Annotated in this window: 11 protein-coding genes; 8 read left to right on the top strand and 3 right to left on the bottom strand. The window is 62.2% G+C overall.

The annotated features are described in order from the left end of the window. The first annotated feature begins 3 nt into the window (after positions 1-3). The 5 genes from PMI15_RS14430 to PMI15_RS14410 all read left to right on the top strand — a co-directional run bounded on the left by PMI15_RS14430 (position 4) and on the right by PMI15_RS14410 (position 7028). Positions 4-789, top strand: a complete 786-nt coding sequence (locus tag PMI15_RS14430; RefSeq protein WP_007870236.1) for a Stp1/IreP family PP2C-type Ser/Thr phosphatase — start codon at positions 4-6, stop codon at positions 787-789. 38 nt (positions 790-827) lie between these two features. Then, entirely contained in the window at positions 828-1487 is a 660-nt protein-coding gene (locus PMI15_RS14425) for an FHA domain-containing protein (RefSeq protein WP_007870233.1), read from the top strand. 62 nt (positions 1488-1549) lie between these two features. Beyond that, positions 1550-3799 (top strand): CHASE2 domain-containing protein, encoded by a 2250-nt coding sequence (locus tag PMI15_RS14420; RefSeq protein ID WP_007870229.1) that lies wholly within the window; start codon positions 1550-1552, stop codon positions 3797-3799. A 35-nt stretch (positions 3800-3834) separates the two neighbouring features. Continuing rightward, entirely contained in the window at positions 3835-4626 is a 792-nt protein-coding gene (locus PMI15_RS14415; RefSeq protein ID WP_007870228.1) for a 3',5'-cyclic-nucleotide phosphodiesterase, read from the top strand. Beyond that, on the top strand, positions 4623-7028 hold the full coding sequence (locus PMI15_RS14410) for a GspE/PulE family protein (RefSeq protein WP_007870226.1): 2406 nt from the start codon (positions 4623-4625) through the stop codon (positions 7026-7028). The genes PMI15_RS14415 and PMI15_RS14410 overlap by 4 nt, the downstream gene beginning before the upstream one ends. Positions 7029-7059: 31 nt before the next feature. Here PMI15_RS14410 and PMI15_RS14405 read toward each other — a convergent pair whose 3' ends face one another. Genes PMI15_RS14405 through PMI15_RS14395 form a run of 3 tightly spaced genes read right to left on the bottom strand, consistent with a single transcriptional unit; the run spans position 7060 to position 13788 of the window. Next, complete coding sequence (locus PMI15_RS14405; RefSeq protein ID WP_007870224.1) at positions 7060-9213, bottom strand: tetratricopeptide repeat protein; 2154 nt, start codon at positions 9211-9213, stop codon at positions 7060-7062. Continuing rightward, the gene (locus PMI15_RS14400) at positions 9200-11401 is read right to left on the bottom strand and encodes a tetratricopeptide repeat protein (protein WP_007870222.1); all 2202 of its coding nucleotides are present in this window, start codon (positions 11399-11401) and stop codon (positions 9200-9202) included. The genes PMI15_RS14405 and PMI15_RS14400 overlap by 14 nt, the downstream gene beginning before the upstream one ends. Then, positions 11398-13788 (bottom strand): tetratricopeptide repeat protein, encoded by a 2391-nt coding sequence (locus PMI15_RS14395; RefSeq protein ID WP_369751956.1) that lies wholly within the window; start codon positions 13786-13788, stop codon positions 11398-11400. Before PMI15_RS14395 ends, PMI15_RS14400 begins: the two co-directional genes overlap by 4 nt. A 239-nt stretch (positions 13789-14027) precedes the next feature. Between PMI15_RS14395 and PMI15_RS14390 the strand changes: the two genes are divergently transcribed. The 3 genes from PMI15_RS14390 to PMI15_RS14380 all read left to right on the top strand — a co-directional run bounded on the left by PMI15_RS14390 (position 14028) and on the right by PMI15_RS14380 (position 16994). Beyond that, complete coding sequence (locus PMI15_RS14390) at positions 14028-14327, top strand: hypothetical protein (RefSeq protein ID WP_007870212.1); 300 nt, start codon at positions 14028-14030, stop codon at positions 14325-14327. Between the two features lie 229 nt (positions 14328-14556). Beyond that, complete coding sequence (locus tag PMI15_RS25450; RefSeq protein ID WP_007870211.1) at positions 14557-15018, top strand: pilin; 462 nt, start codon at positions 14557-14559, stop codon at positions 15016-15018. An 8-nt stretch (positions 15019-15026) separates the two neighbouring features. After that, on the top strand, positions 15027-16994 hold the full coding sequence (locus PMI15_RS14380; RefSeq protein ID WP_202948890.1) for a tetratricopeptide repeat protein: 1968 nt from the start codon (positions 15027-15029) through the stop codon (positions 16992-16994). Positions 16995-17013 lie beyond the last annotated feature (19 nt).

Genomic DNA, 17013 nt, shown 5'->3' with positions numbered 1-17013 from the left:
AAGATGATCTACGAGATTTGTACACATACCGACCCAGGGCTGACGCGGGACAACAACGAGGATGCGGTGGCGTTTGACCCGGCGACGCGGCTTTGCATCCTGGCGGACGGCATGGGCGGCTACAACGCCGGTGAGATCGCCAGCGGCATGGCCGTGGCCTTCATCAAGTCGGAAATGGGGCGCTGGCTGTCCCAGGCAGGCCGGCATGCGAATGCCAAGGAAGTGCGCCGGGCGATGGAAATCTGCGTGGAGAACGCCAATCATTCGATTTTCAACGCGGCCAACTCCAATCCCCAGTACACGGGGATGGGCACCACGCTGGTCGTGGGCGTCTTCCAGGACGGGCGCCTGATGCTGGGCCATATCGGCGATTCGCGCTGCTACCGCCTGCGCGGCCAGGAACTCCAGCAGATCACCAAGGACCATTCGCTGCTCCAGGAGCAGATCGACGCCGGGTTGATCACGCCCGAGCAGGCGCTGACCTCCCTGAACAAGAACCTGGTGACGCGCGCCCTGGGCGTGGAGGACACCGTGCTGGTGGAGGTCAACGAGCACCGCGTGGAGGCGGGCGATCTTTACCTGATGTGTTCCGACGGCCTGTCGGACATGGTGGTCGATCCGGGTATCGCCGCCATCCTGACGGGCGCGGGGACGCTGGAGCAGAAGTCAAAGCAGCTGATTGCGGCGGCGAACGAGGCCGGCGGACGCGATAATATTTCCGTCTTGCTGGCTTACGCGAAAGAAGACTCGGCCAAGCGCGGCCTTTTGTCGAGAATGCTGGGAAAATAAGCGGTGACTGAAAATTTAAAAACAGACAGGAGTCGGCCATGCCGAAAATGATCGTCTCTATTGACGGCGTTGTGATCAAGGAAGTCCAGTTGACGAAAGACAGGACGTCCCTGGGCCGCAGGCCCTACAACGATATCGTCATTGACAACCTCGCTGTCAGCGGGGAGCACGCCGTCCTGCAGATGTCCGGCAACGAGGTCTATCTTGAAGACCTCAACAGCACCAACGGCACCTACGTCAACGGCAAGGCCGTGAAAAAACTGCTGCTGCAAAACAGCGATACGGTGGAAATCGGCAAGTACAAGATCAAGTACGTGAACGAGGCCCAGCCTGCCGGTTTCGAGAAAACCATGATCATCAAGGCCGGCTCCGCGGGCTTGGTCGCGCCTCCTGCCGGTGCGCCGGCGGCGGCGCCCGCCGCCGATGTGGGCGGCAACATCAGCGCGGCCATCAAGGTCATGTCGGGTGCCGCTGCCGGCCGCGAAGTGGCGCTGGTCAAGGTGGTGACCACCATCGGCAAGCCGGGCGTCGCGGTGGCCGCGATCACCAAACGGCCCCAGGGCTTTGTCGTGGCCCACGTGGAAGGGGCCGGGAAACCGACCCTCAACGGCGCGCCTATCGGGGCCGAGCCTGTCATCCTGAAAAACGGCGACATGCTCGAGCTGGCCGGAACGCAGATGCAGTTCGTCCAACATTGACCCGGGTGCCCGCCCGGGCTTCGCCATAACGCGGACCGTCAGCACCCAACACCCGAGGTCTCATGAGACTCCTCTCCCGGCACTGGCCTCGCATCGCCGTCACGCTGATACCGCTTGTGTTTGCCTTGCTGCATGCCGGCGGCGTCATGCGCCTCGGGGTGCTGCAGCGGCTGGACGACATCATCTACGACGCGCGGCTTCGGGCAACCATGCCGCGCACGCTCGATGAACGCATCGTCATCGTCGACATTGACGAGAAAAGCCTGGCCGAGGTCGGCCGTTGGCCCTGGGGGCGCAACAAGCTCGCGGAGCTGGTCGAGGAACTGCAGGACCGCCAGAAGACGGCCCTGATGGGCTTTGACGTGGTGTTCGCCGAGGCCGACGAAAGCTCGGGCCTGAAACGGCTCAAGCAGCTGGCGCAGGCCGAGCTCAAGGACCAGCCCGGTTTCTCGGAAAAACTCAACCAGCTGCAGGCCGGCCTGGACTACGACGCGGTGTTCGCCAAGGCGATCGAAAAGCGGCCCGTCGTGATGGGCTATTACTTCACCAGCGACCGCGATGGGCGCGTCAACGGCGTCCTGCCGGCGCCCGTCATGAGCCGTGATGCGCTGGCCGGCCGCCCCATCAAGTTCACCAGCTGGAACGGCTACGGCGCCAACATCGAGCAGCTGGCCAAGGCCGCGCCGCTGGGCGGCTTTTTCAATTCCATCACCGAGGGCGACGGCGTGGTGCGCTCCATCCCGCTGCTGGCGGAATACAAGGGGCAGTACTACGAATCGCTGGCGCTGGCCATGTTCCGCATGCTGGCGGGCCTGCCCCGGGTCGAGCCCGGTTTTCCGCCGGAAAAATTCCTCACCCGCAACTACCAGGGGCTGGAGAGTATTTTGCTCAAGCAGGGCAGCAAGACCCTGGCGATTCCGGTCGACGACCGGGTCGCCACGCTGGTGCCGTTCCGGGGCCATGGCGGCGCCAGCGGCGGTTCATTTCGTTACATCTCGGCGGCCGACGTGCTGGGCAAGCGTCTGGCGCCCGGTGCACTCAAGGACAAGATCGTCCTGATAGGCACCACGGCCCCCGGCCTGCTCGATTTGCGGGTGACGCCGGTCGGGGAGACCTACCCCGGCGTGGAAACCCATGCCAACGTGATCTCGGGTTTCCTGGACGGCAAGGTGTTCGTGAAGCCCGATTACGCCGTCGGCTTTGAGATTGTCATCCTGCTGCTGTCGGGCCTGACGCTGGCTTTCGCGCTGCCCCTGCTGTCGGCTTCCCGCGCGGTCCTGGTCAGCCTGGCCGTGATTGCGGCCATCGGCGGGCTGAATTTCTGGCTGTATGCGGGTTACGGCCTGGTGCTGCCGCTGGCCAGCGCGCTGGTCATGGCGCTGACGGCCTTCGCGCTCAACATGAGCTATGGCTATTTCGTGGAAAGCCGTTCCAAGCGCGAACTGGCCAACCTGTTCGGTACCTATGTGCCGCCCGAGCTGGTCGACGAGATGGTGAAAGACCCCGACAGCTACAGCATGAAGGCGACCACCAAGGAGCTGACCGTCATGTTCTGCGACATGCGCGGTTTCACCAAGATGTCGGAGACCATGGAGCCGACCCAGCTGCAGGCCCTGCTCAACAGCGTCTTCAGCCGCTTGACAGACCTGATACGCGGCAACCGCGGCACCATCGACAAATACATGGGCGACTGCGTGATGGCGTTCTGGGGCGCTCCTGTCGACACGCCCGACCACGCCGCGCTGGCCGTGAAAACCGCGCTCGAGATGTCAAACGCCGTGCGCAGGATCAATGAAGAGCACAGGACCAAGGGTTTACCCGAGATCGGTATCGGCATAGGCCTGAATACCGGCACGATGTGCGTGGGCGACATGGGATCGGACATCCGCCGCAGCTACACCGTGATCGGCGATGCCGTGAACCTGGGCTCGCGCCTGGAGGGCTTGTCCAAAACCTATGGCGTCGATATCGTGGTCAGCGAGTCCACCCGCAAGCTGGCAGGGGATTTTGCATGGCAGGAACTGGACAAAGTCCGCGTGAAGGGCAAAGATCAGGCTGTGGCCATTTTTTGGCCATTGGCGCCTGCGGACCGGATCGACAAGGACAATGCCGACGAACTGAAGACCTGGGGCTTGGCCCTGAAGGCCTACCGGGCCCAGGATTGGGACCAATGTGACGTGCAGTTACTAAATTTGCAGCGGGCAAATGGCAAAAAGTTCCTTTACCGGCTGTATGCGGAGCGTGTAGCCTCGATGAGGCTGTTGCCGTTTGATCCGGAGTGGGATGGCGCAACCAATTTTGAGACCAAATAATACAAAGACCAACTCAGGGCCAACCGGAAAACCACATGAAAGTACGTGTACTAGGCTGCTCGGGAGCCATCGCCAAGGACTGCCGGACCACGTCTTTTCTGCTGGACCATGATTTGCTGGTCGATGCGGGCACGGGCGTGGGCGATCTCACGCTCGACGAGATGGCCGGTATAGATCACGTGTTGCTGACGCACTCGCACCTGGACCACGTCGCCGCGCTGCCGCTGATGGTCGACGCCATCGCGGCGCGGCGCACCACGCCGATACAGATACACGCCCTGCAGGGCACGATCAACGCGCTGAAGGCGCATATCTTCAACAACACCATCTGGCCGGATTTTTCCAGGATCCCCACGCCGCAGGCGCCGTTCGTCAGCTTTCACCCCCTGGATGTGGGGCAGACCCTGCTGCTGGCGGGAAAGCACGTGGAAGTGCTGCCCGCCGTGCACACCGTGCCGGCCGTGGGGTACGCCGTGGCCACCGGCAAGGGTTGCTGGGTATTCACCGGCGACACCGAGCAGAACCCGGCGCTGTGGGCCCGCATCAACCAGATGAACGTGGCCATGCTGGTCATCGAAACCGCCTTCAGCAACCGCGAGCGCGACCTTGCCAAGCGCAGCCTGCACCTGTCGCCCCATGCGCTGGCCAATGAGCTCGACTGCATAGAGCGCGGCAAAAACTACCCGATTTACATCACCCACACCAAGCCCGCCGAGACCGACCTCATCATGGCCGAGATACAGCGGTTTGACCAGACACGACCGTTTGGCCCCAATGTGACGCACGACATCCGGTGGTTGCGGGCCGGCCAGGAGTTTGAACTATGAGCGCCGTACTGCAACGCGATCCCCAGGACGAGTTTTTCGACTCGCAGATGCTGCCGCCGCAGGAGCGCGGCGTTACCTTCGAGGCCTTGTACTTCCGGCAGCTGCAGCTGGTCACCAACCGCATCCATGAGACCGAAAACATCGACCAGATCATGCTGGAGGCGAGCCAGGACATCTGCAAGCTCTTCAATGCCGATCGGCTGACCTTGTACGCGGTCAATGAAGACCGCAGCTCCATCGTCTCCAAGGTCAAGACCGGACTCAACACCAGCCGCGACCTGAAGCTTCCGGTCAGCGCGCAAAGCATCGCCGGCTATGTGGCCATGTCCCGGCAGATGGTCAACATCGCCGATGTCTACGATGAAGAGGCCCTCAAGAAAATCCACCCGGCCCTGAGCTTCCTCCAGGAGGTCGACAAGCGCTCGGGCTACAGGACCAAGCAGATGCTGGTGGCGCCGGTCATGGACGGCGACACGCTGTATGGCGTGCTTCAGGTCATCAACAACCGCAGCGACCAACCTTTCGGCAAGCTCGAGGAGGACGGTGCGCGCCAGCTCTGCAAAACGCTGGGCATCGCGATACGCCAGCGCATGCAGAGGGCGGAGGACGGCCTGCGCCGCAAGGCGACCAAGTACGACGGGCTGGTCACCGAAGGCGTGCTGTCGCAGGACGAGTTGCAGCAATGCATCCAGCAGGCGCGCGAGGAGGGCAAGTCGGTCGAGCACATGCTGATGGCCAACTACCGTCTGCGTCCCGCCCAGATCGGCCAGTCCCTGGCGAAGTTTTTCGGTGTGGGCTACGAGCCCTTCAACACCGGCCGCATACGCTCCGAAATGCTGCACGGCCCGCTCAAGCGCGACTTCATCGAACAGCAAGGCTGGATACCGCTGGAGGAAACCACCGAAGGCCTGGTGATCATGTGCATGGACCCGGAGGCCGTGCGCGGGGCGCGCGTCGTGCCGCAGGTGTTTCCGCGCATCACCAGGTTCGCCTACCGCGTCACCACCCAGACCGAGTTTGATGAGACGCTGAACCAGCTGTTCGGCGCCGGCGCGGACAGCAGTTCCATCGACCAGCTGCTGGCGGACATGGACTCGCCCCTGGAGGGCGAAGCCGCCGACGATTCCTCGCTGGAGTCCGCGGCGGCCGACAACGAGCTGGTCAAGTTCGTCAACAAGGTCATCATCGACGCCTACAACCAGAAGGTGTCGGACATCCACATCGAGCCCATGCCCGGCAAGGCCAAGACCGGCATACGCTTTCGCGTGGACGGCACGCTGCAGCCCTATATCGAGGTGCCGGCGCAGTTCCGCCAGGCCATGGTCACCCGGCTCAAGATCATGTGCGACCTGGATATTTCGGAAAAGCGCAAGCCGCAGGACGGCAAGATCAAGTTCAAGAAGTACGGCCCGCTGGACATCGAGTTGCGCGTGGCCACGATTCCCTCGGCCGGCGGCGTGGAAGACGTGGTCATGCGTATCCTGGCCGCGGGTGAGCCGATTCCGCTGGAAAAACTCGGGCTGACGGCGCACAATAAGGAGCGGCTGGAGAAAACCGTTTCCAAGCCTTACGGCCTCTTTTATGTCTGCGGCCCCACGGGCTCGGGCAAGACCACCACGCTGCATTCCATCCTGAAATTCCTCAACACGCCGGACACCAAGATCTGGACGGCGGAGGACCCGGTTGAAATCACCCAAAAGGGCCTGCGCCAGGTGCAGATCAACCGCAAGGCAGGCATCGACTTCGCGCTGGTCATGCGCGCCTTTCTGCGGGCTGATCCGGACATCATCATGGTCGGCGAGTCGCGCGACAAGGAAACCGTGGCCATGGGCGTCGAAGCCTCGCTCACGGGCCACATGGTGTTCTCGACCCTGCACACCAATTCGGCGCCCGAATCCATCACGCGCCTGCTGGACATGGGCATGGATCCGTTTAACTTCGCCGATGCGCTGCTGGGCATCCTGGCGCAGCGCCTGGCCAAAAAACTGTGCGACTGCAAGGAGGCTCATGTCTTGAGCTCGCAGGAAATCAAGGATTTCATCAAGGAATACTCCGAAGAGCTGCGGCACACCGACGCCTGGAAAGCCGACGAGGGCGGCGAGTCGCAAAAGCTGTTTGAAGACTGGATGGAGCGCTACGGCAAGGACGGCAAACTCACCGTGTATCGCGCCGTGGGCTGCGATAAATGCGGCAAGACCGGCTACAAGGGCCGCGTCGGCCTGCACGAACTCATGATCGCCGACGACGCCGCGAAAAAACTGATTCAGGAGCGCGCCCGCGTCGCGGAGCTGTTCGCCAGCGCGGTCAGCAGCGGCATGCACACGCTGAAGATGGACGGCATGGAGAAAGTGCTGATGGGCCTGACCGACCTGAAGATGGTCCGTTCCGTCTGCATCAAGTAAGGTCTTGCGGGGAAGCCGCGACGCCGCTGATTCAGTTCCCGGCGCGCGCCTTCGAGGCGGTTTGCGCCTCGCACCACTTGCGCCACACGTTGCGCAAGGCCTCTTCAAAATGCCGGGCAAACTGCGGCGCGTCGAAAAGCGGTGAAGCCAGCACTTGCTCCCTCATGCCGGCGCGCAGCGATGCCAGGCGCTGCAAATCGCCGGCGTGCGAGACCGCCCTCCTCACGTAATCATCGGCATCCTCGGCCACCCACTCGGGTAATCCGGCGTTCATCAGCAACCCAACACCCTGGCGAGCCAGAAAACTCTTGCCGGCCAGCGTCAGCACCGGCACACCCATCCACAGGGCTTCGGCCGTGGTCGTTCCACCGGTATAGGGGAATGGGTCGAGGGCGATATCGACCTGCTGGTAGGTCGCCAGGTAGGCCGCGCGAGGTCCCGCGCTCAGTAATTGCAGCTGCTCGACGATGATGCCGTGGGCGGCAAAACGCTCCGTCACAACACGCTGCCAATGGACTTGCTGGTCCGGTGGCGCCACGAGTTGCAGGCGACTGCCCGGTACGGCGTGCAGTACCCGGGCCCATAGGGCGACAACCGAATCGTTCACCTTTGACAGGGTATTGAAGCAGGCAAAGGTCACATAGCCGTTACGCAAAGCAGGCAGGGGAGCGATCTCCACGTCGTGCGCAGGCGGGGTGAAACAAAGCCGGGTTTCCGGCAGGCGCAGGATCTCTTCGGTGAAATGACTCTCCAGCTCGGAGGGCAAGGTCCAGGGATCGGCAATCAGGTAATCGATGGCCTCGACGCCCGTGGTGGCGAAGTAGCCCAGCCAGCTGATCTGCACGGGGGCGGGTTTCCAGGCAAAGACCGGCAGGCGATTCTTGCCCGTATGGCCGGACAGGTCGATCAGGATGTCTATCCCGTCGTCGCGGATGCGTTGGGCCATCACTTCGTCGGCCAGGCCAACCACGGATTGCCAGCTCTGGAAATGGCGCTTGATACGGGCTGTGACCTCGTCCGCTGTCAATGAGTTGGAATAGGCAAAGAGTTCCAATCGGCCGGCCGCCCCTGCCGACAACGCAGCCAGCACGCTTTCAATAAAGTGGCCCACGGGGTGCGAGTGCAGGTCGCCCGAGACAAATCCGATTCGCAGGCATCTGAAAGGATCCGCAAGATTTCCCGGGGCGGCAGGGGCCGGGGCCAGCCGGGCAACCATCGTACCGAAGCGCCTGGCTTCTTCCAGTTGCTGTTCGACAGAGAGCCTGGACAGCAGGTGCTGAATCAGTAAAACGTTGCTTTGTGCGATCGGGAAATCGGGCTTGATGGCCAATGCGCGGTGGTAGCTCTCCAGCGCCTCGTCCAGCCGGCCAATGTCCTTCAGCGCGGCCGCCAGGTTGTGGTGCACCCCCGCATTCTCTGGTTCGAGCTCCAGCACCTTGCGGTAACTTGCCACCGCGTCGTCGAAGAGGCGTAGCCCGATGGAGACGTCTCCGAGATTGCAAAGGGCATCAATGAAGCCGGGCCTGAGCTCCACCGCGCGCCGGAAATTCATGGCGGCGTCTTGCATGCGGCCCAGGTGGCGCAGGATCAGGCCCAAGTTGTAGAGTATCTCTACGTTGTCAGGATCCAGCTCCAGCACACGGCGATAGACAGCCGCGAGCTCATTGGAGCGCCCGAGCCGCCCCAAAAGCTTGACCAGCTTTTCATGGCTTTCGACGTGGTCGTGCTTCATTTCCAGTGCGCGGCGATAGCTTGCCACTGCCGCCTGGTCCTGCCCGAGTTCTTCAAGCGCCGTTCCCAGGGCCATCTCCGCCTCGGGAAAATCCGGCTTGAGTGCAAGCGCCTGGCGGTAGGCGGAGACTGCTGCCTCATGCTGCTCCAGCCGCGTGTGGGCGGCCCCCAGGTTGAAGTGGGCGCCGGCGGATTCCGGCTTGTAGCGCACGGCCTGGGTGAAAGCCTCCAGGGCCTGCTGCGCATCGCCGCGGTCCAGCAAAATGGTGCCCCGATTGAAGTGCGCCCGCGCGAGTTCGGGCATCAGGCTGATGGCCGTGTCGTAGCACCGCAGCGCTTCTTCGAGTTGTCCCTGCTGCTCAAGCGCCATGCCTTGCTCCAGCAGCTGCGCGGCCGATAGTCCATTGCCCGGAGCTTCTTGCCCGGCGCCCATGGCTTGGTCAAATCTTCCCATCTCTCGCCTCTTCAATATGCGGCCGAGGCGAGGGTGACCTCGCCTGGGCACACCACCTGTGCCATACACCACGCAGGGCGGCTTCAAAGTGCCGGGCAAAGCGCGGCGCGTCGAAAAGCGGCGAGGCCATCACCTGGGGCCGCAAACTCGAGCGCAGTGCGGACAGTTTCTGCAAATCGCCGGCGTGCGCAACCGCCCGCTTCACATAGTCATCCGCATCGGAGGCAATCCACTCGGACAAGCCCGCATTCATCAGCAGTCCAACGCCCTGGCGCGACAAAAAGGTGTTGCCCGCCAATGTCAGCACCGGCACCCCCATCCATAGCGCTTCGGCCGTGGTGGTGCCGCCCGTGTAGGGGAATGGGTCAAGGGCGATGTCCACGCGCTGATAGGTTTGCAGGTACTTGATCCGCGGCATGGGCCCTTGGATCAGCAGCCGCGTCGCATCAATCCCATGCGCCATGAACCGCTCCAGGGTGGTTTGCCGGGTTGAGGCTTCGCTGAGTTGAGAGGCCATGAGGTGCAGGCGGCTCCCGGGCACTGCCTGCAATATCCTGGCCCACAGGGCCACGACGGCGTCGCCCATTTTCGGCAGAGCATTGAAGCAGGCGAAGGTCACGTAGCCGTTGGCCAGCGCGGGCAGTGGACCCGTGTTCAGGTCAAGCGTTGGAGGCGTGAAGCAAAGGCGGGTCTCCGGCAAGCGCAGGATCTTTTCGGTGAAATGCTGCTCCAGTTGGGAGGGCAGCGTCCATGGATCGGCAACAAGGTAGTCGATGGACGGGACGCCCGTGGTGGCGAAGTAACCCAGCCAGCTGATTTGAACAGGGGCCGGCCTCCGTTCAAAGACGGGCAAACGGTTCCCTCCCGTATGACCGGACAGGTCAATCAGGATGTCTATGCGGTCATCGCGTATGCGCTGCGCCAGGGATTCATCGGACTGGTCGTGCGCCGGATGCCAGCCCTGAAGATGGGATTTGATCCTCGCCGTCACTTCGTCCGATTGTGATGAATTGGCGTAGGCGAAGAGTTCCAGGCGTCCGGCTGCTTCGGCCACCAGGGCGGCAAGAATGCTCTCGATGAAATAACCGACGGGATGGGCGCTCAAGTCCGCCGAGACAATGCCGATCCGCAGGCATCTGTCGGGCATCGGGCTGTTGTCCAAAGGCTCCACCGGCGGGGCCAGGCGGGCGGCCGTTTCACCAAACCGGCGTGCTTCCTCCACCAACTCCTGCGGCGGCTGTTCGGACAGGTAGTTCTGGACCATCAACAGATTGCTGTGGGCCACCAAAAGATCCGGCTTGAGCGTCATGGCCTTGCGATAACTCGCCAGGGCCTTGTCCAGATCACCAAGGTCTTTGAATGCGCTTCCGAGGTTGTTGTACGCATCCGCGCTATCGGGGTTGAGCTCCAGCACCCTGTGATAGCTTGCTGCCGCGTCGCTGAACTGGTGCAAGTCCATCAGTACATTGCCGAGGTTGCCATGCGCGGCCAGAAAGTCCGGCTTCAATTTCACCGCAAGCCGGTATTGGCTGACCGCCTCGTGAAATTGGCCCTTGATGTTCAGGAGGAGTCCCAGGCTGTTGAGGGCTTCCACATTGTGGGGGTCTCGAACAAGGATCCGGCGGAAGCAGGCTGCGGCTTCGTCGAATTGATCAAGCCGCACCAGGCTGTAAGCCAGCTTGTCCTGGGCTTCGGCGTAGCCGGGTTGAATTTCCAGGGCACGGCGATAACTCCTCACGGCCTCTTCGTCGCGCCCCTGCTCCTCCAGCGCTGCACCCAGTGCCATCTCCGCCTCGGCGAAATCCGGCTTGAGCGAGAGCGCCTGGCGGTAGGCGGACATGGCCGCCTCATGCTGATCCAGCCGTGAATAAGCGGCTCCAAGGTTGAAATGGGCGCCGGCCGAGTCCGGCTTGTATTGCACGGCTTTGGTGAAGGCTTCCAGGGCCTGCTGCGCATCGCCGCGGTCCAGCAAAATGGTGCCACGGTTGAAGTGCGCCCGTGCGAGTTCCGGCATCAGGGCTATGGCGGAGTCGTAGCGCAGCAGGGCCTCTTCGGGCTGCCCTTGCTGCTCCAATGCCATGCCTTGCTCCAGCAATTGCTCGGCCGATCGTCCGGGGTTCAAGGGCGCCCCGCTGGCGGCGCCCGCGGTGGGCTCCCCAGCCTTGGCCACCGGCTCAAGCGCACTCATTGCCTGCTTCCCGCCTGTGTGGCCGCGGGCGCGGTATTTTCCGCGCACCATGCTTGCCACATGCCGCGCAACGCCGTTTCAAAATGTCCGGCAAAGCGCGGCGCATCAAAGATCGGTGAGGCCAGCGCTTGCGACCGCAAGCCTGCGCGCAACGTGGCCAGCTTCTGCAAGTCCCCGGCGTGCGCGACGGCACGGGAGAGATAGTCGCGGGGGTCCGAGGCGACCCATTCGGGCAGTCCCGCGTTCATCATCAGGCCGACGCCCTGGCGCGATAAAAAGCGTTCACCGGCCAGCGTCAAAACGGGCACGCCCATCCACAGGGCTTCAACCGTTGTGGTCCCGCCCGGATAAGGAAAGGGGTCCAGGGCGATATCCACCCGCTGGTAGGCGGCCAGATAGTTCTCCCGAGGAACATAGTCCTCCAGGATCAACCGGCCAGGCTCAATGCCGTGGGCGGCGAAACGGGCCATGACCTCGCGTTGTGCGGACGCCTGCTGCAGCTGGCGGGCCTTGAGAAACAGGCGGCTCGCCGGCACGGTATTCAGTATCTGGGCCCACAGTTTCACGACGGCATCATTCATCTTGGTCAGGTTGTTGAAGCAGCCGAATGTGACGTAGCCATTGGACAAGGCCGGAGGCGGCGAGACGCCGATATCCGCACTTGGGGGCGTAAAGCACAGCCGTGTTTCCGGCAGGCGCCAGATTTTCTCCGTGAAGCTGGCTTCCTCGCTGGCCGTCAAGGTCCAGGGGTCGGCGAGGAGGTAGTCCATGGCCGGCACGCCGGTGGTCGCGAAATAGCCTAGCCAGGAGAGCTGCACAGGTGCGGGTTTCCAGGCAAATACCGGCAGGCGGTTGAACGCGGTATGTCCCGAGAGATCGATCAGGATGTCAATACCGTCTTCGCGTATCAGTTCAGCCGCATGCTCGTCCGAAAGTCCGACCAGCGAATGCCAGGCGCGGCAGCAGGCCTTGAGCCGCTGGCTGAGCTCGTCATCGCAGCTGCGTGTGGGATAGCCGAACAGCTCCAGCGAGGTGGCGCTGGACGCCAAAGCCGCCATAACAGCATCCAGAAAGTAGCCCACAGGGTGGATACAAAAATCCCCGGAAACCAGGCCCACGCGCAGGCGGCGATGTGGGTCGGGTGTGTTGGCCCAAGCCAGCGCGGGCCGGGCACGGCGCGCAAGCACATCGCCAAAACGCCGCGCCTCGATCAGCAAATTCACAACAGGCTGGTCGGCCAGATAGTTGTGTACGAAGAGCAGGCTGTTGTGGGCTTCGGTGAAGTCCGGCTGGAGCTCCAGCGCGCGGCGCGTGCTTTTCAGGGAGCTTTCAAGCTGCCCAAGATCTTGCAGGGCATTTCCGAGATTGCTATGAGCCTGCGCGTAATCAGGCTTGATGGCCAAAGCCCGCCGGTGGCATTCAACCGCCTCGTCAAATTGTCCCCGTGTCTGAAGAACCGCGCCCATGGCGGTGAGCGATTCGGCGAAGTCAGGGTTGATCTCCAGCGCTTCGCGGTAGCTTGCCACGGCGGAATCGGCCTGCCCCAGCTCGGCCAGGAGGTTGCCCAGGTTGTGATGGGCCTCGATGAAGTTCGGCCGAATCTTCAGCGCCTGCCGATAGCAGTCCACAGCCTCCGTAAGCTGCCCGAGCGTGCGCAATGTGGCGCCGAGGTTGTTGTGCGCCAGCGCATCATCCGGGTCGGCCGCCACTGCCCGGCGAAAACTGGCGGCCGAATCTTTGAACCGCCCGAGTTTTCTCTGGACGGCTCCCAGGTTATTGAGCCAATCGGCATTGTGGGGGTTGGTTTCCAGCATCCGGCGGTAGGTGTCCGCGAGTTCTTCGAAACGTTCAAGCCGCCTCAGGAGATTGACCAGTTTGTCATCGGCGTCCGCATAGGAAGGTTGGAGCTCCAACGCGTGGCGATAGCTCTCCGCGGCCGCTTCGTCCTGCCCGAGCTCTTCAAGCGCCGCGCCCAGGGCCAGCTCCGCCTCGGCGAAATCCGGCTTGAGCGCCAGCGCCTCGCGGTAGGACGACGCGGCTGCCTCATGCTGGTCCAGCCGCGCGTGAGTGGCCCCCAGATTGAAGTGGGCGCCGGCCGAGTCTGGTTTGTAGCGCACGGCTTTCATGAAGGCTTCCAGGGCCTGCTGCGCATCGCCGCGGTCCAGCAAGATGGTGCCCCGGTTGAAGTGCGCCCGCGCCAGCTCGGGCTCCAGGCTCACAGCCCTGTCGTAGCAGCGCAGTGCCTCTTCGAGTTGTCCTTGCTCTTCGAGCGCCATGCCTTGCTCCAGCAGCTGCCCGGCGGATGGCCCAGTGGGGCTCAAAGGCTCTTCCCCGGCAACCCCGGCGGCAGGACGCCCGGCCTTTACTACTCGATCAAATATCCCCATCCCTTGCCTCTTCGATTTTTGCGGCCTCGGCCGAATGGTTTAATGGGTGCGCTGAAAAGACGTCTATGCAGTTGTTTTGTTGAATGCGGATGGCCGCCCGTCGGCTCGAAGGCATTGGACGCCTGAAGTCATTGCCCTTGAATTGCGATTCGGACGAAAGGCAAACCGCCGCGAACACGGTGTATTGCCATGACCCTATTTTTATAATGCCACAATCGCGAAAAGCACCTGGAGGCCACATGATATTGAGTTGGTTTGACGCTCGTGAAGCGAAGACGTTTGGCGAATCCCTCGCACGGTATTTCCTGGAAGGCATGCCCCCGGCCAACCAGATTGGGGACAAGGCCTTCGCGCAGAAGTCCACCAAGCTGCTCGGGAAAATGGCGGACCAGATCTACCATTTCAAAAGGCAGCACAAACTAAATACCTACAAGAAGGCCCAGCTGGGTAATGCCTTCAAATGGAAGCTCAAGGATGCCGGTGTTGCGCCCGACTATACGGATGAACTGACCAAGTGGCTTATCCGGCATATTGGGTGAGCTGGGTAAGTGCCCCAGAGGCTCGCTTTCAAGTCGGTTTGGGGGAAGTGGGCTGACAAAAATGCCACCTTCGGTGGTTGGAACTGACAAGAAGCGCTACAAGCAAGCCGGCTTTTGGTTCGTTCCCCTTGTCAAAGCCGCGATTTCAGGGGTTAGGCCCGGTTTGGCACAGAAACTGCTCTAAGTCGTCGGCTATCCGCTTTTGTTTGTTTTTTTTAAGGAGCTTTTTATGAAGCGTTCTCTCCAGCAGGGTTTTACCCTGATTGAATTGATGATCGTGGTTGCGATCATTGGTATTTTGGCTGCTGTGGCCCTGCCGGCTTACCAGGACTACATGGTCCGCGCCAAGGTCTCTGAAGTTGTGCTGGCCGCATCTTCTGGCCGTACGGCTGTGTCTGAGACTTTCTCGCAAAAATCCACGATGGCGCTGAACCAGGCATCGATGGGCGTGCAATCCCAGACTTCGCGCTACGTCGCGACGGTGGTCTATTCGGGCACCAACTCCACCCAAGGCGACATCATCGTGACGTCCTCCACGGACACCGGTTTGTCCGCTGCGGCCAGCAAGACCATGATCCTGCGCGGCCAAGGTAACACCGGCACGGGCACTGTTGCCTGGACCTGCGGTACCGATAACTCCGCCACCGCCATCCCCAAGAAGTACCTGCCAAGCTCGTGCAAAGACTTCTGATCGGTTGATTGGATACAAAGCCCCTTGGCCTTGCCAAGGGGCTTTTTTCTTTTTTGCGCATGATTCGAACCCGATACTTCGCTGCGGCCGCGGCTGTTCTCGCTGCCGCATTGCTGGCTGCCATCTATTGGCCGGGTTTGCACGGCAACTTCTTTTTTGACGACGGTCCCAGCATTACCCTCGCAGACGGTGTGCGTCTTGAAACCCTGTCTTCAGAGTCCCTCCGCCAGGCCCTGGCCAGCGGTGGTGCCGGCCCCTCGGGCAGGCCAGTAGCCCAGTTGAGCTTTGCGCTCAACCACTATTTCAGCGGCTTCAACCCCTTTGCTTTCAAGGCGACCAATCTCGCCATTCACTTTGCCTGCGGTTTGCTGGTGTTAGCCTTGTCACGACGCTTGCTGGGCACGGCCAGGCCGCTGGCCCAACAGCGCAACCTGTTGATCGCATCCGGCGCTGTGACCGCGCTGTGGCTGCTGCACCCTATCCAGTTGCTTCCGGTTCTCCACGCCGTGCAGCGCATGACCAGCCTGTCGGCCTTCTTTCTGCTCGCCGCGCTGTTGCTGCATATCCGCGGCCGGGAAAGCGCGGGCCGGGTGGCCGCCGCGTGGCTCTTGCTGGCATGGACTGTTTTCTGGCCGCTTTCCTGTCTCAGCAAGGAAAGCGGCCTGCTGTTTCCCGTGTTTGTACTCGCCTGGGAGCTGTTGGTGCGCCGGAACTCAGTCGGGCACCTCGATCGTTTTGCACGTGGATTGATGGCCTTGACGGCCCTGCTCCTGGCGGCAGGACTGGCCTATGCGCTGTCTGCTCGCGCGCAATGGTTGTGGGCCGGTTATCAGTTGCGTCCGTTCTCGCTGACGGAGCGCCTGCTGACGGAGAGTCGGGTACTCTGGTTTTACCTTGACCTGATTGTGGCCCCGAACCTCAAGGCCTTCGGCCTGTACCACGACGACTTTGTGGTTTCCACCGGTCTGCTTACTCCGTGGACGACGCTGCCCGCGTTGCTGGGGCTGGCTGGTCTGGCATTGCTCGCGTGGTGGACGCGAAGGCGCGCGCCGCTTGTCGCGTTGGGCATCTTGTGGTTTCTGATCGGGCACGCCCTGGAATCCACCGTATTGCCCCTGGAGCTTGTGCACGAGCACCGCAATTACCTGCCTGTCCTGGGTATCTTGATGGTGGCAGGATGGGCTTTGACGCTCGCGCTGGAGCGGCAGGGGACGCACAGGAGGATCGGCGTCATGCTCGCGGCGGCGGCACTGGGTTATTCCTTGCTTGTCACAGCCTTGCGTTCACACCAGTTCGGCGAGGAAGTGCGGCGCACCCAGGTCGAGGCCCGCAACCATCCTTCATCGGCCCGCGCCCAGCACGAAGCCGGGGTCTCATTGGCGGGGCTGCCGGAGGCCGCCTTGCGAGATTCACCCACTTATGCTTTGGCCCGTACGCATTACGAAACGGCCGGCAAGCTCGACCCGAACCTCAAGATGAGCTGGCTCGGCTTGATCCACCTGAGCTGCCAGGCGGGCATGCCGGCAAAGCAGGCCGACGTCGACGAACTGGCGCGCCGCCTGAGGCAGACCCCTTTTGCGCCTGGCGATACCGGCGTGCTGTACAACCTGAAGGAAATGTCGATTGCCGGATCGATATGCCTCACCCGGGTCGAAACAGACGCGGTGTTCGCCGCCGCGCTTGCCAATCCCGGGGTATCACCAGGGATCCAGGCCATGCTGCATTCCTGGCATGCCGATTATCTGTGGCTGCGTGAGCGCGACCTTGCAGCGGCGCGGCGCGCCTTGTCGCAATCACTGGCGCTGAACCCGTCCAACCCGAGCAATCGCCTCAAATGGGCGCAGCTGCTCATGCTCTCCGGGGAGATGGCACAGGCCCGGCAATTGCTGGAGAGCTTGCGGACGGGTTATTTTCCAGCCGAGGAGCGAAAGACGCTCGATGAGCTGCTCGCTGCGCTTAACATGACGGCACGTTGACACCAACCGGCCGCCTGCC

The sequence above is a fragment of the Polaromonas sp. CF318 genome (genome assembly GCF_000282655.1).
Classification (GTDB): domain Bacteria; phylum Pseudomonadota; class Gammaproteobacteria; order Burkholderiales; family Burkholderiaceae_C; genus Polaromonas.
This window is presented reverse-complemented; position numbering and strand designations above follow the sequence as displayed.